We start from the raw sequence: 14,176 nt of genomic DNA on the forward strand, positions 1-14,176 counted from the left end.
TCCCGAATCCCGAATCCCGAATCCCGAATCCCGGCCCTTGAGCCATACCGTACCGTCTGGTACGTTCGCCTGGTGTTCTCCCCCCCGAACCACGGATGCATGGCAATGGCCGCTGGGCCATCCCGGCCCGGCTTTGCGTGGAGACAGCAGCATGAGCAAACGTTGGATTGGGAGCATCGCCGCACTGGCGTTGCTGGTGGCCTCGGCGCCGGCGGTGGCGGGTGCTTTCAGCAAGAGCGATGAACGCATCCCCGGCTGGGACGGCGCGCAGATGGGCGCCTTGGTGCTGGTGCCGCAGGGACAAGGCGCCGGGCCGTTTCCACTGATCGTGATGCCGGCCAGCTGGTCGTTGCCGAATCTGGAATATCTGGGACGCGCCAACCACTTGGCCAGCGAGGGCTACGTGGTCGTCAGCTATACCTCGCGCGGGTTCTGGGATTCGGCCGGGCAGGTCGATATTGCCGGGCCGGACACGGTGGAAGACGTCAGCGCGGTGATCGACTGGGCACTGGCGCATACGCCGGCCAATCCGAATGCGATCGGCGCGTCGGGCATTTCGTACGGGGCAGGCATCAGCCTGCTGGCCGCCGAGCGCGACCCGCGCATCAAGGCGGTGGCCGCGCTCAGTGGCTGGGCCGATCTGGAAGCCTCGCTATATTCCAATCGCACGGTCAGCCAGCAAGGCGTCGGGCTGTTGGTGGGCGCAGGCGCGCTGACCGGCCGGGCCGGGCCGGACCTGAGCCAGATCGGCGCACGCGTGGCGCAAGGCGATTACGACGGCGCGGTGCAGGGCTTCCTGCCGCAAGCCGCGTCGCGCAGCCCTGCCACCGACGTGGCTGCGCTCAACGCACGTGGCACCGCCGTGCTGCTGGGTCATGCGTTCAACGACGGGTTGTTCCCGCCGAACCAGACCATTGCGTTCTTCAACCAGTTGCGTGGCCCGAAACAACTGTTGCTCAGCCAGGGCGATCACGCCACCACGGAGCTGCCCGGCGCCTTGGGCTTGCCCAACGAGATATATACCGCGACCACGCGCTGGTTCGATCGCCATCTCAAGCAACTCCGCAACGGGGTGGATGCAGAAGCGCCGGTGCGGCTGTCGCCTCGTGCCGGGCAATGGCTGGACTATCCGGATTGGGCGTCGGTCCAACAGGCCACCACGCAGTTTGGCCTCTCCGCACCAGCAGGGGCGCTCAGCCCGACCGGTGGGCTGACCGGCGGGACGGCGAGCGGATGGCAATCGCGTATCGCCACCGACGTGCCGACCCTGGCCGATTCCGGCGTGGTGCTGGTCAGTGGATTGCTGCAGGGCATTGGCGTGCCGGTGAGCACCTCCATTCCGCTGGTCAACCGCGCCGGTGCCGCAGTGTGGGTGGGCTCGCCATCGAATAGTGCGCGACGCCTGGCGGGTAGCCCGTCGCTGCGTGTGACGGTGGTCCCCAGTCAATCGAAGGTAAGTCTGTTTGCGTATCTGTACCGCATGGATGGCTTGGGCATGGCGCAACTGATCACGCACGCACCTTACTCGCTGTGCAATGCCACACCAGGGCGCGCCGTCACCCTGGACTGGCCATTGCAGGCGGCGGCAACCGAGATTCCGGCAGGGCAGCGGCTGGTCCTGGTGATCGACACCCGCGACGCGCGCTATACCGATGCCAGCGACGGCGGTGGCACGGTGACATTCACCTCGCCAGTTGCAGCACCGTCGGTGTTGAACGTGCCGCTGCGGTAGGGCAGCACGCCGCATCTGCATCGATGCCAGGTCGTCCGCCGCGGTACTGGCGAAAAGCGGCGGTTGGCACACTATTCGCCGAATCCGCATCTGCACCGGCCACGTCGCGTTCGCGCAGGCGAACGCGATTTCTGGTAGTGCGCGCAGACACCAGATCGCTTTCGGGAAAGTACGTACGAAGCCTAACTCGATGCCGCTGCTGCGGCACACCGCAGGAGACCCGAGATGCCGATCAACCGAACCGGTCTGCCGCACGCTGTGGCGTCAACCAGCCAAACGCAGGAGACGTCACAGGCTTCGGCGAGCCAAGGAGTCCTCGACCCAGGCACAGTGCCACCCCAGCATGCCGAGACCTTCGACGGACTTTCTGCGCTGCCGAGTGATCTACGCCGCGATGTTGTGCAGCGGTGTGGACCACGCAGCCTCGTGCGCCTGGGTAGCGTCTCGCGGCAGATGGCGGAAGACACCAGGGATGTGCGAGCGTTCCTGACCGCGCGTCCGCGTTATGACCCGAGCTTGGAGTTCGGGGCCGTCCATGATGCAGAAAGCATGCGTGTCGCCCTGGACGAAGTGACGCATTTCCCCTACCCGGACGATGAGGATCGCAGCGAGCAGATATTGCGTGGATACGGAAGGCTTGCGACGCGGATTCCATCATTGCCGCAGGCGCAGCGATTTGAGGCGTTTACCGCGGTGCTGAATCACGCCACCCGCTATGACGATGAGGATCGCAGCGAGCAGATATTGCGCGAATACGGAAGGCTTGCGGCGCGGATTCCATCATTGCCGCAGGCGCAGCGATTTGAGGCGTTTACCGCGGTGTTGAATCACGCCACCCGCTATTCCGGGGATATGGCATTTCGCGTGCTGGCGCGCTTGACGGATGACCTGGGATGCTTGCCCGAGGACCTGCGCGCGCTCGCCTTCCATGCAATCTTGCCCAGTTTGATTGCCACGCGAAGGCAAGCGCTGCAGGCTGCTGCCGGAGCAGCGCACGGTGGCCACATGGGGGCAATAGCAGAGGCTGATGCAGCGGGCGTACAAGGTGATGGTGAGCCGGCGGCGCAAGGCGCTGTGGCTCCGGCCCAGGGTGGCGCTGCCGGAGGCATCGGCGGAGCACTTCCGTTTAATTTGCTGGCATCGACGATCAGACAGCTGCCAGAGGAGGCAGTCAACCTCGCGATAACCGAGGCTGCCGCGCTTCAGACCGGCCCCCGCCTGCTGGCAGAGGTGACCCTACGACTGCATCTTGTCGTATTGGGGCCGATTCACCGATTCCAGCAGGCGTATGCGCAGCTTGCCGAGCACCTAGCGCGTTCCGGCGATGGAGCCGAAGCCTTGACTCACTTGGTGGCCTTGTTGAACAGACTGCCCAATCCGGGATTGCGCCAGGCTGCCTTCAGGGAATTGACGCGGGCCGTGCACGCCTTGGACAGCACAGAGAGTGGCGCTGCGGTGTTGAGGCGGTTGGCCGAGGCGTTGCCGCACCAGCCTGCCGCGGTGCGTTATCTGTGTAGCCTGGATGTGCTTGCAGCGGCGGGGAGCCTCTTCCCGAGCGAGCAGATGCCGGTCATTGCCGCCGTCCGTGCGCAGGCTGCGGCGATCCCGAACCAGGCCGCTGAACTCATCGCCAGATGCGATGACGCGACCGCCACGGCCAGCATGATGCTTGCGACTGTGTCGCGCAGGTACATGGACATGTGAGCGCTGTTTGGTTAAGTGTGGTCTGGTCACACAAGCGGACGCGCATGCCCGGCGCCATCCCGGTCTGGCGCGGCGCCAAGGCGTCGGCGCCATCTGCGCGCCGCCAGGCCAGCGCAGTGAGGCATGCCAACCGCAGGAGCGCCCGGCGGGCTCTCTGGTCAAGACGCAGGGCTGGCCTGCGCATTTTATGCGGAATTTACGTGGCGGCTAATTCAGGTCCATAGCGACTTTACGCAGCCCAGGCAGAGACTGCGCACGTTGGCGGAGCGGTTCCGCCGTGGACGATCCCGATGCATTCCTTCACTTGTCTGCTCCATCGGCGCTTCTCGCCCGGTGCGGCAGCGCGTTGCCATGTTGGCACGCACACGCTGCCTGCGCCGTTGCACATCGCATCCATCGCGCCGTCGTGCGCACGTCTCGGGGAGTAGCTGATATGCCTGCCTGGTTGTCCCTGTTGTGCGGCGTGGCCGTACTCGTTGCCGCTGCGTACCTGCTGTACGTGGTGCTGCGGCCTGAAGACTTCTGATCCGAGTGCGCTCCAATGACTGAAACTTTTCTTGTGTACGCGCTGGCCATCGTGCTGGCGTGGCCTCTGGGCCGTTATCTGGCCGCCGTGATGCGCGGCGCACCGATGCGTGGCGATGCGTTGTTCGGCTGGATCGAACGGCCGTTGTACGCCTTGCTCGGCACGCGCCCGCAGCAGGGCATGTCGTGGCGTGGGTACAGCGGGGCATTTTTGCTGAGCAACCTGATCGTTGGCTTGCTGACCTGGGTAGTGTTCATGACCCAAGCGTGGCTGCCGTTCAATCCGGACGCCATCCCGAACATGCGCTGGGATACCGCGCTGCACACCATGGTGTCGTTCGTCACCAACACCAATCAGCAGCATTACTCCGGCCAGGCGCAATTGTCGTATCTGGCGCAGATGACCGGCATCGTCGGCCTGCAGGTGGTAACGCCGATGATGGGGTTGGCACTGGCGGTTGCGACGCTGCGTGCGTTGTTCGGTGGCCGCGCTGCCAAACAGGCGTCGGATGCTGCACTTACATCGGACACGACGTCCGGGACCGACGTGTCGACGTCGGAACCGTCGCATCAGGGACGCCACCACACGGGTTCGGGCCTGGAAGCCCTGCCTGAAGCAGACGTCGGCAATTACTGGGCCGACGTGATCCGCTCCAGCGTGCGCGTGTTGTTGCCGCTGTGCCTGCTATGGACCGTCTTGCTTGGCTGGCAGGGTGTGCCGTCGACATTGCATGGCGCGGCGACCGCTGCACCGTTGGATAGCAGTGCCGGCATGTCCAAGCAGACCATTCCAGTGGGCCCGGTTGCGGCGATGGTGGCGGTGAAACAGCTCGGCACCAACGGCGGTGGCTGGTACGGCCCCAATAGTTCGGTCGCGCTGGAAAACCCCACGCCATTGAGCAATTTTCTGGAAACCTTGGCCATCGTGTTATTGCCGATGAGCTTGGTGTTCATGGTCGGCTATCTGACCGGACGCAAGCGACTCACTGCGTTGGTGTTCGGCACCATGTTGACGATGTCGGCCGCGTCCACCGCGTTGTTGATGTGGTCCGAAGCGCATTCGGCCAGCGCGAACTCGCCGGCACTGATGGAAGGCAAGGAAGTGCGTATCGGTGCGGATGCCTCTGCGTTGTGGGCGGCGTTGACCACGCAGACCTCCAATGGCTCGGTCAACGCGATGCACGATTCCTTGGCGCCGTTGAGCGGCCTGGTGACCCTGGTCAACATGCTGATCAATGCCGTCTGGGGTGGTATCGGCTGCGGCTTGCAGCAGTTTGTGGTGTATCTGTTGCTGAGCGTGTTCCTGGCCGGTTTGATGACCGGACGCACGCCGGAGTTGTTCGGCCGCAAGATCGAATCGCGCGAAGTGCAGTTGCTGGCGTTGTTGATCCTGCTGCAGCCGTTGGTGGTGCTGGGCTTTACCGCTGCGGCGCTGGCATTGCCGGCATTTACCGCCAATTCCAACCCCGGTTTCCACGGCATCAGCCAGGTGTTCTACGAGTACACCTCAGCGTTTTCCAATAACGGTTCGGGTTTCGAAGGTCTGGGCGATGCCACGTACTGGTGGAATCTGAGCTGCTCGTTGGTGCTGGTGCTGGGGCGCTATCCGGCGTTGATCCTGCCGTTGATGGTGGCTGCGCGCATGGCAGTGAAGCGGCGTGCGCCTGAGTCGGCCGGCAGCCTGCAGGTCGAAACGCCCACCTTTGCGCTGACCCTGATGGCGATCGTGCTGGTGCTGACCGTGCTGCAGTTCATGCCGGCACTGGTGCTGGGTCCTATCGCTGAACACCTCGCCCTGGCGGCGTCCTGAGAGTTTTGAGCAATGTCTACGATCGATACGACTGAAAAACGCGAGCGCGGTGACGCAGCGTTGTTCGATACCGCCGTGCTGGTTGCGGCAATGCGCGCCGCCTTCGGCAAGTTGGCGCCGCGGCATCTGCTGCGCAGCCCGGTGATGGCGGTGGTGATGGGCGGCACCTTGCTGGCGGCGGTAATCACGGCCAGCGGGCATGCGCATGCCGGCTTCGGCTGGGCGGTGACGGCGATTCTGTTCGTCACCGTGTTGTTCGGCAACTTTGCCGAAGCCATTGCCGAAGCGCGTGGCCGCGGCCAGGCTGCTTCGTTGCGGCGTGCACGCAAGGACCTGGTGGCACGCCGGGTGGAAACCGCACTTGGTGGCCGCGAAACCCGCGTGCCGGCAGCAGAGCTGCGTCCGGGCGATTACGTCATGGTGTCCGAAGGCGAATTCGTGCCGGCCGATGGCGAGATCGTGCGGGGTGTTGCCACCATCAACGAGGCAGCGGTGACCGGCGAATCGGCACCGGTGTTGCGCGAGGCCGGTACCGACCGTAGCGGCGTCATCGGTGGCACGCGCGTGCTCTCCGACGAGATCGTGTTCAAGGTCACCGCCGAGCCGGGGCACAGCTTCCTCGATCGCATGATTGCGTTGGTGGAAGGCGCCAACCGACAGAAGACGCCGAACGAAATCGCGCTGACCTTGTTGCTGGCCGCGATGACGCTGACCTTCCTGATCGTGGTGGCGTCGCTGCCGGCGATCGCGGGCTTTGTCGGTGTCTCGTTGGACCCGCTGTTGCTGATTGCGCTGCTGGTGTGCCTGATCCCGACCACCATCGGCGGGCTATTGCCGGCGATCGGTATTGCCGGCATGAACCGCGCGCTGTCGGCCAATGTGCTGGCCAAATCCGGCAAGGCAGTGGAAGTGGCTGGCGACGTGGATGTACTGCTGCTCGACAAGACCGGCACGATCACCTACGGCGACCGCCAGGCCACTGCATTCCATCCGCTGGCTGGCGTCGACCGCGCACAGCTGCGCGATGCGGCCATGCTCGCCTCGCTGGCCGACCCGACGCCGGAAGGTAAATCCATCGTCAAGCTGGCGCGCCAGCAAGGCGCGGTTGCAGTGGAGGGGGAGGGTGCGCATTTCATCGCGTTCACCGCACAGACGCGCATGTCCGGTGTGGATCTTGGCGGGCGCAGCATCCGCAAGGGCGCCGGCGATTCGATCGTGGCGTATGTGCAGGGCATGGGCGCGACGGTGTCACCGGAATTGCAGGGTCGCATCGAAGAAGTCGCGCGTGGCGGTGCCACGCCGCTGGTGGTGGCCGAAGGCCGCCATGTGCTCGGTGTGGTCGAGTTGAGCGACGTGGTCAAGCAGGGCATCAAGGAAAAATTTGCGCTGCTGCGTGCGATGGGCATCAAGACGGTGATGATCACCGGCGACAACCCGCTCACCGCGGCTGCCATTGCCGCCGAAGCCGGCGTGGACGACTACATCGCCCAGGCCCGCCCGGAAGACAAGCTGGCACGCATCCGTGCCGAGCAGGCTGGCGGACGGCTGGTGGCGATGGTCGGCGACGGCACCAACGACGCCCCGGCGCTCGCACAGGCCGACGTGGGCCTGGCGATGAACTCCGGTACCCAGGCCGCCAAGGAAGCCGGCAACATGGTCGATCTGGATTCGGATCCGGCCAAGCTGCTGGCGGTGGTGGAAGTGGGCAAGCAGCAGCTGATCACGCGCGGCGCCTTGACCACGTTCTCGTTGGCCAACGACGTTTCCAAGTATTTCGCGATCCTGCCGGCGCTGTTTGCTGCTGCGATCCCGTCGATGGCCGCGCTCAACGTGATGCAGCTCTCCAGCCCGCGCCACGCGGTACTGGCGGCGTTGATCTTCAATGCGTTGATCATTCCGGCATTGATTCCGCTGGCGTTGCGCGGCGTGCGTTTCCGTCCTTCCAGCGCCACGGCGTTGTTGCGCCGAAACATGCTGATCTACGGCGTGGGTGGCGTGTTGCTGCCGTTCGCTGCGATCAAAGTGATCGATCTGGCGCTGGTCGCCGTCTTCGGCGCCTGAGTTGCGTGTGAAGCACCTTTCTACTTCCGGGAACATGTCCATGTCTTCTTCCTTGCCGTTACGCGACGACGGTGCCCTGCGCGGTTCGCTGATGCTCGCGGTGTTCATTCTGCTCGGCCTGGGCTTGTCCTATTCGCTGATCGCCACCGGCATCACCGGTGCGCTGTTCTCCGAACAGGCCAACGGCTCGCTGTTGCGTGTCGATGCACGCGTCGTCGGCTCGGCGTTGGTTGCCCAGCCGTTTACCGATGCGCGCTATTTCCAGCCGCGTCCTTCGGCGGCCAAGTACGACCTCACCGCCGCTTCGGGCAGCAACCAGGCACGCTCCAATCCTGATCTGCTGGCCCGTATCGCTGCCGCGCGCACACAAGTGGCAGCGCGCGACGGCATTGCGCCGGACGCGGTGCCGGGCGAGTTGCTGACGCAATCCGGCAGCGGCCTGGACCCGCATCTGAGTCCTGCCGGCGCACAGGTGCAGATCCGCCGCGTGGCCGCCGCACGCGGCTGGCCGGAGCAACGCGTTGCAGCATTGGTGCAGGCTGCGACCGAAGCCCCGCAGTTCGGACTGTTTGGACAGCCGCGGGTCAACGTGCTCGCCCTGAACCTGGCGCTGGACAAGGCCGGGACTGGGGAGGCGGGAATCGGGAATGGGGTGAAGCAAAAGCACTAGGATCGTTGGGCAGCTGTAGGCTTTGCCATTCCCCATCCATTCCCCATTCCAATGTCCGACGCCCGCACCCAGCAAGCCGATGCCTTGATTGGCGAATTACAGCGCGAACACGGTGGGCGGTTGACGGTCTTCCTGGGTGCCGCACCCGGGGTGGGCAAGACCTACGCCATGTTGTCGCGGGCGCGCGAGCGCCTGCGACAGGGCATGGATGTGGTCGCCGGCGTGGTGGAAACGCACGGGCGCAGTGAAACCGCTGCGTTGCTGGAGGGATTGCCGCTGCTACCGCGCGCCCGCGTGAGTTACCAGGGCCGCATGCTGGAAGAACTCGATCTGGATGCGCTGCTGGCACGCAAACCGCGGCTGGCCTTGATCGACGAACTGGCCCACCGCAACGTGCCGGGCAGTCGCCACGAGCGGCGCTGGCAGGACATTGTGGAGTTGCTCGATGCCGGCATCGATGTCTACACCACGGTCAACATCCAGCACCTGGAAAGTCTCAACGACATCGTGCTGCGCATCACCGGCGTGCGCGTGTCCGAGACCGTGCCCGACGCCGTCTTCGACCGCCTGCGCGACATCGTGCTGGTGGATCTGCCGCCACGCGAACTGATCGAGCGCCTGCAGCAGGGCAAGGTGTATCTGCCCGAGCAGGCCACGCAGGCGTTGCAGGCGTTTTTCTCGCCATCCAACCTCACCGCGCTACGCGAGCTGGCGATGCAGACCGCCGCCGATCGCGTCGACAGCGATCTGCGCGACACCCAGGCCGCGCGCGGCTTGCCCGGCACCGCCGCGTTGCGGCGCCGCGTCGTGGTCGCCATCGATGGTCGTGGCAGCTCGGATTATCTGGTGCGCGTGGCGCGGCGCTTGTCGGAGCGGCGCGATGCACCATGGACGGTGGTCACCGTGCAGACCCGCACCGTCACCGATGCCGCCTGGCAGCTGGAAATCGACCGCGCGTTCGCCTTGACGCGCCGGTTGGGGGGCGACACCGCACTGCTGCACGGTACCAACGTCGCCGATGCCTTGCTGGATTTCGCTTCGCAAAATGGCATCTCCACCCTGGTGCTGGGGCGCACCCGCGAACGTCCGCTGGCGCGCATGTTCAATCGCACCCTGACCCAGCAGTTGCTGCAGCGTGGCGCGCATTACGAACTGGTCATCGTCAGCTCCGCCGATGCGCGCGCACGTGCGCGCCAGCGCTGGCGCCACCCGCGCCAGTGGCTGCAGCGGTACGACATGGCGTTCGCTGCGATCGCCGCGGCCGGTGCGGTGGGTGTGGCGTGGTTGCTGCAACGCTGGACCGACATCGACGACCTGTCGATGGTGTTCATCGTCGCGGTGGTGCTGGTGGCCTCGCGCACGCGCATGGCCGCTGCGGTGGTCGCCGCGTTGCTGAGTTTTGTCGCCTACAACTTCTTCTTCATCGAACCGCGTTTCACCTTGCAGATCAGCGCGCGCCAGGGCGTGGTGACGGTGTGCATGTTCCTGCTCGCCGCGCTGGTTGCCGGCCGGCTGGCCTCCCGCCTGCGCAGCCAGGTATTGGCCTTGCGCGCGGCCAATGCGCACGCCAACGCCTTGCAGGCGCTGGCTCGCCAGCTCAGCACCGCTGCCGATCTCGGTCAGGTACTGGAAGCCGGCCGTCGCGCGCTGACCACCGCGCTGGATGCTGACGTCTGGCTGCGCCTGGAGCAACGTGAAAGCGATGCTCCTACCAGCTTCGGTGCACTCGATCGCAGCGCCGCCGACTGGACCCAGCGGCACGGTCAGCCGGCCGGCCGCTTCACCGATACCTTGGCCGGGGCGCAGTGGTGGTGCCTGCCGGTACGCCACGAGCGCGGCACCCTGGGCGTGGCCGCGCTGCGCTTTCGCCAAGGCGTGCAACGGCCCGGTCTGGAACAACGCCGCCTGGCTGAAGCGATGGTGGAAGACATTGGGCAGGCCGCGTTGCGCACGCGCCTGGTCGCCGATCTGGAAGGCGCGCGCGTCAGCGGCGAAACCGAGCGCCTGCGTTCGGCGCTGTTGTCGTCGGTCTCGCACGATCTGCGCTCGCCGCTGGCCTCGATGATCGGCTCGGCCAGTAGTCTGGCCAGCTACGGCGATGCGATGGACGCGCACGACCGCCACAGCCTGCTCGACACCATCCAGCTCGAAGGCGAGCGGCTCGATCGCTACATCCAGAACCTGCTCGATATGACCCGGCTCGGCCACACCGGGCTGACCTTGAATCGCGACTGGATCGGCGTGGACGAATTGCTCGGCTCGGCCACGCGCCGCCTGCAGCGCTACCAGCCGGAGGTGCGCCTGCAACTGGACCTGGCGGCCGACCTGCCGGCGATCTGGGTGCACCCGGCGCTGGTCGAACAAGCCATCTTCAACGTGCTGGAAAATGCGGCGAAATTTTCACCCGCCGACGCGGCGGTGACCGTGCACGCGCAGCTGCGTGCCGGCGCGCTGCAGATCGACATCGGCGACCAGGGCCCGGGCATTCCCGAAGACGAGCGCGCGCGCATCTTCGACATGTTCTACAGCGTGGAGCGCGGCGACCGTGGGCGCAACGGCACCGGGTTGGGCCTGGCCATCTGCCAGGGCATGATCGGCGCGCACGGCGGTAGCGTGCAAGCATTGGCAGGCGCGGATGGTCACGGCACCACAATCCGCATTACGCTGCCACTGCTCGTTCCCGCCGCGCCACCTCGCCCCGATGCCGACTGACCTCACTGCCATCCCGCCCGCCCGTGTGCTGATCGTCGACGACGAACCGCAGATCCGCCGTTTTCTCGACATCAGCCTGCGTGCGCAGGGCTACCGCGTGCTGCAGGCCGGCACCGCGGAAGAGGGTCTGGCCATGCTGGCCGGGCAGGGCGCCGAACTGGTGGTGCTGGACATCGGGCTGCCCGACCGCGACGGCCACGAAGTGCTGCGCGAGATCCGCCAGTGGTCCAACGTGCCGGTGATCATGCTCACCGTGCGCGCCGGCGAAACCGAGAAGGTCGCCGCGCTCGATGCCGGCGCCAACGATTACGTCACCAAACCCTTCGGCGTGCAGGAATTGATGGCCCGCATCCGCTCGCTGCTGCGTCAGGCGGGCGCCGGGAGCACGGTGGAAGAAAGCGTATTCGACGACGGCCGCCTGCATATCCACCTGGGCCTGCGCGAAGTCACCCTCAACGGCGAAGCCGTGCCGCTGAGCCGCAAGGAATACGCCTTGCTCGCGCTGCTGCTCAAGCATGCCGGTCGCGTGGTCACCCAGCCGCAATTGCTGCGCGAAGTGTGGGGTCCCACCCACGAAGAAGACACCCACTACCTGCGCATCCTGGTCGGCAAACTGCGCCAGAAGCTGCACGACGATGCCGCCGACCCGCATTACATCGTCACCGAACCGGGCGTGGGGCTGCGGTTTATCGGCGTGGCGCGCTGAGCTCGATAGCCTGCAGGTTGGATTACCTTCATTCGGTAGAAGTGCACCCGCCAGGCAAGTGGTTGCGAATGGATTGGCGAGCAGCTCGGGCAACACCAGACTCGTGTCACAATCTATCCGATCACCGGTCCCTGGTGTTGCGGTTCCTGTGTTTGCTCCAGTTGTATTTTCTGCTGCTGAGTTAACTGTTCTTGTTGGAGGTCCAGACCACGCTGGACCGACACTTCGATCGGGGTATTGATCGCCACCTCGGTTTCCACATGAGCTCGCATGTGCGCAGGGTTGCTAGGACTGCCCTGTACTGCGAAGAAATGATGTCCAGCCTGCAGTGATGGCGTGGCCGTGCTGAGCATTACGTGATCCACACGTGTGAGACCGTTTGCCATTGCCTCGGTCGCCAGACATGCCGCCGCCCGATCGCTGCGTTCATCTGGTGATCTCCCCAATGATTGGTCCAATGCATGAACGCGTTCTACGCATTGCGCGAATATTGGCGGCAAGGCTGGCGAATCGAGGGTCAGTAGTGCAGGTGGCCCAAAAGGGTGGGCTCCCTGGTGGTAGATGGGGTCGGTTCGTTCCAGTGCTGAAGCCCAAGATCTGCCATCCCAGGTGTGCATTTCCCCGGAGGGATCAGTCACCGATAAGTGGCCTTGACGATCAACTCTAACCTGAGAGATTTCAGCTCTGGCAAGTTCGTTTACACCGGTAATCACTAGCGGCGGTCCAGCTGTTTCGGCATCCATCCTTCCAAGAATGCGCGCCCCATTTACTGGATCGCGCAACATGGCGTCGAAAAGCTGCAAGCTGGGTTCGCTGTTGAATCCTCTGGCCAAGGCCGGGTTGTTGGCATCCCTGACCTGGGTCCTCCACTCTCCGCTGCCTGGTTCGTTTCCAAGTTCCAACGCGTTGACGAGGCTAACGCCCTTGACTGTCGCATCGCGCCCAGATGTGATCGCGGCGCGAGCTGCGGGATTCAATCCGTCGATTCCTTGGTTTCCGATCCACTCGCGCACGCCGTCGGACGTCATGCCCGCGGACTGCTGCAGCGTTTCGACAAGCAACGCTCCACGCGCCTGATTCTGGTTGTAAAGTTTGCTGGTGACAGCAACGATCTCAGCGGCTTCGTCCGGGTGTGTCCCGTTGAGATCCCGCAGCCATCCTATTTCTGACAAAGGCTGTCCCACGGCCTGCCATTTGCGCTCTACCTGCTGAACATTCAGGTCTTGCACAAAGATGCGCCCGTCATCAGACCTGAGAAATTCGTTGAGACGATCCTGCTCTCTAGCTGAAAGGTCGTTACCCACTTGGCCGTGTGTCTGTAGTCGACGTAACAGGTCTGTCTGCTATGTTTGGGTGAAGCGTTGGTCGGTTGGCGCCCACTCCGAATAACGCCGAAGCATCTCCGCCGCAGCTTCACCGCGCCCAGGTTGGCCGAAGTCCCATTGCATGATGCCTACCGACCAGCCTGAGTTTCCCGTGCTGTGTTGTAAGGCGTATGCAGCACCGAGATTTACTTCGCTGGCACGTCCAACAGCGTTGTAAGCAAGAACTTCGAAGCTCTGACGGCTGAGCGCATCGTATCTATAATTCTGTGCCATGACTGGACCCTATGGGATGGATTTTGCGAGTTGCTCCAGTTGCTCGATACGTGAGCGTGTGATGCTCATCTTGCATGCTGCCGATAGCGCATCCTGCTCGTTACGAGACATTCCCTGCACCAACGGCTCGGCTTGGCAATAGGTGTCGCGATACGTTCGCCAAGCATTGGCGGATGCCGAGAAGTCCTTTTCGAGGTCATTGAGATACGCTGGGTCGTCGGCGGTGTAGCTGGCGTAACTTGCCCGTGCCTTGCTGATGATCTTTTTCTCGGCTGCAGCCATTTCGTCGTTGATGGTACGTGCTTGCTGCAGTGCAAGGCAGGAGGAGCCTAATGCTTCGCACTCCTTTGCCGGTAATGCCAACAAACAGGCTTCTCTATCTTTGGCTGCAGCAACGCGTGAGCAATCTATCTTGACCTTTGATGGCGTCACTGACTTGTCTTGAGCGGCGGCGTTGACATCTGGCGATGGGCAGCCAGTCAATGCCGATAGTAATAATATTCCCAACCATAGGCGTGTGATTCTTCCATAGATCGCGGAAAGTCTCTCTGGTTGCTTTTTTACCGTGATCATTCGAGATCCGCCCTACTTGCCTGATTTGGATGATCAAGCTATCCATATAAGCCTGATTTAATCAAGTGGCTGCCGCGCTATGACG

The 14,176-nt window shown here is 64.0% G+C and carries 10 protein-coding genes; 8 read left to right on the forward strand and 2 right to left on the reverse strand.

Translation table 11 applies throughout. From position 1 onward, the window contains the following. Positions 1-151 precede the first annotated feature (151 nt). From XBLMG947_RS00400 to XBLMG947_RS00435, 8 genes are all read left to right on the forward strand, one after another. Positions 152-1,732 carry a CocE/NonD family hydrolase gene (locus XBLMG947_RS00400; protein ID WP_065465896.1) on the forward strand — a complete coding sequence of 527 codons (1,581 nt, stop codon included), beginning with the start codon at positions 152-154 and terminating at the stop codon, positions 1,730-1,732. A 225-nt stretch (positions 1,733-1,957) separates the two neighbouring features. Beyond that, a complete protein-coding gene (locus XBLMG947_RS00405; protein ID WP_065465897.1) occupies positions 1,958-3,436 on the forward strand; it encodes a type III secretion system effector protein in 1,479 nt (492 codons plus the stop codon). 433 nt (positions 3,437-3,869) lie between these two features. Further along, a complete protein-coding gene (locus XBLMG947_RS00410; RefSeq protein WP_006452907.1) occupies positions 3,870-3,962 on the forward strand; it encodes a potassium-transporting ATPase subunit F in 93 nt (30 codons plus the stop codon). A 15-nt stretch (positions 3,963-3,977) separates the two neighbouring features. Then, a complete protein-coding gene (gene kdpA / locus XBLMG947_RS00415) occupies positions 3,978-5,771 on the forward strand; it encodes a potassium-transporting ATPase subunit KdpA (RefSeq protein ID WP_065465898.1) in 1,794 nt (597 codons plus the stop codon). Positions 5,772-5,783: 12 nt separating this feature from the next. After that, positions 5,784-7,832 (forward strand): potassium-transporting ATPase subunit KdpB, encoded by a 2,049-nt coding sequence (gene kdpB / locus XBLMG947_RS00420; protein ID WP_065465899.1) that lies wholly within the window; start codon positions 5,784-5,786, stop codon positions 7,830-7,832. Between the two features lie 40 nt (positions 7,833-7,872). Then, entirely contained in the window at positions 7,873-8,502 is a 630-nt protein-coding gene (gene kdpC, locus XBLMG947_RS00425; RefSeq protein WP_065465900.1) for a potassium-transporting ATPase subunit KdpC, read from the forward strand. A 51-nt stretch (positions 8,503-8,553) separates the two neighbouring features. Next, the gene (locus tag XBLMG947_RS00430; protein WP_065465901.1) at positions 8,554-11,214 is read left to right on the forward strand and encodes a sensor histidine kinase; all 2,661 of its coding nucleotides are present in this window, start codon (positions 8,554-8,556) and stop codon (positions 11,212-11,214) included. Beyond that, complete coding sequence (locus tag XBLMG947_RS00435; protein ID WP_065465902.1) at positions 11,204-11,920, forward strand: response regulator; 717 nt, start codon at positions 11,204-11,206, stop codon at positions 11,918-11,920. The genes XBLMG947_RS00430 and XBLMG947_RS00435 overlap by 11 nt, the downstream gene beginning before the upstream one ends. Before the next feature lie 113 nt (positions 11,921-12,033). Here XBLMG947_RS00435 and XBLMG947_RS23080 read toward each other — a convergent pair whose 3' ends face one another. Together XBLMG947_RS23080 and XBLMG947_RS23440 are read right to left on the reverse strand one after the other, a co-directional pair. Next, complete coding sequence (locus XBLMG947_RS23080) at positions 12,034-13,224, reverse strand: XVIPCD domain-containing protein (RefSeq protein ID WP_167351990.1); 1,191 nt, start codon at positions 13,222-13,224, stop codon at positions 12,034-12,036. A 303-nt stretch (positions 13,225-13,527) separates the two neighbouring features. Continuing rightward, positions 13,528-14,091, reverse strand: a complete 564-nt coding sequence (locus XBLMG947_RS23440) for a lysozyme inhibitor LprI family protein (protein ID WP_245228082.1) — start codon at positions 14,089-14,091, stop codon at positions 13,528-13,530. Positions 14,092-14,176 lie beyond the last annotated feature (85 nt).

The sequence above is a fragment of the Xanthomonas bromi genome (assembly GCF_900092025.1).
GTDB classification, from domain to species: domain Bacteria; phylum Pseudomonadota; class Gammaproteobacteria; order Xanthomonadales; family Xanthomonadaceae; genus Xanthomonas; species Xanthomonas bromi.

What these genes read in the sequence shown, in the direction of transcription:
- XBLMG947_RS00400 (WP_065465896.1), top strand. Translation starts at nt 152, where the DNA reads ATGAGCAAACGTTGGATTGGGAGCATCGCCGCACTGGCGTTGCTGGTG.
- XBLMG947_RS00405 (WP_065465897.1), top strand. Translation starts at nt 1,958, where the DNA reads ATGCCGATCAACCGAACCGGTCTGCCGCACGCTGTGGCGTCAACCAGC.
- XBLMG947_RS00410 (WP_006452907.1), top strand. Translation starts at nt 3,870, where the DNA reads ATGCCTGCCTGGTTGTCCCTGTTGTGCGGCGTGGCCGTACTCGTTGCC.
- kdpA (WP_065465898.1), top strand. Translation starts at nt 3,978, where the DNA reads ATGACTGAAACTTTTCTTGTGTACGCGCTGGCCATCGTGCTGGCGTGG.
- kdpB (WP_065465899.1), top strand. Translation starts at nt 5,784, where the DNA reads ATGTCTACGATCGATACGACTGAAAAACGCGAGCGCGGTGACGCAGCG.
- kdpC (WP_065465900.1), top strand. Translation starts at nt 7,873, where the DNA reads ATGTCTTCTTCCTTGCCGTTACGCGACGACGGTGCCCTGCGCGGTTCG.
- XBLMG947_RS00430 (WP_065465901.1), top strand. Translation starts at nt 8,554, where the DNA reads ATGTCCGACGCCCGCACCCAGCAAGCCGATGCCTTGATTGGCGAATTA.
- XBLMG947_RS00435 (WP_065465902.1), top strand. Translation starts at nt 11,204, where the DNA reads ATGCCGACTGACCTCACTGCCATCCCGCCCGCCCGTGTGCTGATCGTC.
- XBLMG947_RS23440 (WP_245228082.1), bottom strand. Translation starts at nt 14,091, where the DNA reads ATGATCACGGTAAAAAAGCAACCAGAGAGACTTTCCGCGATCTATGGA.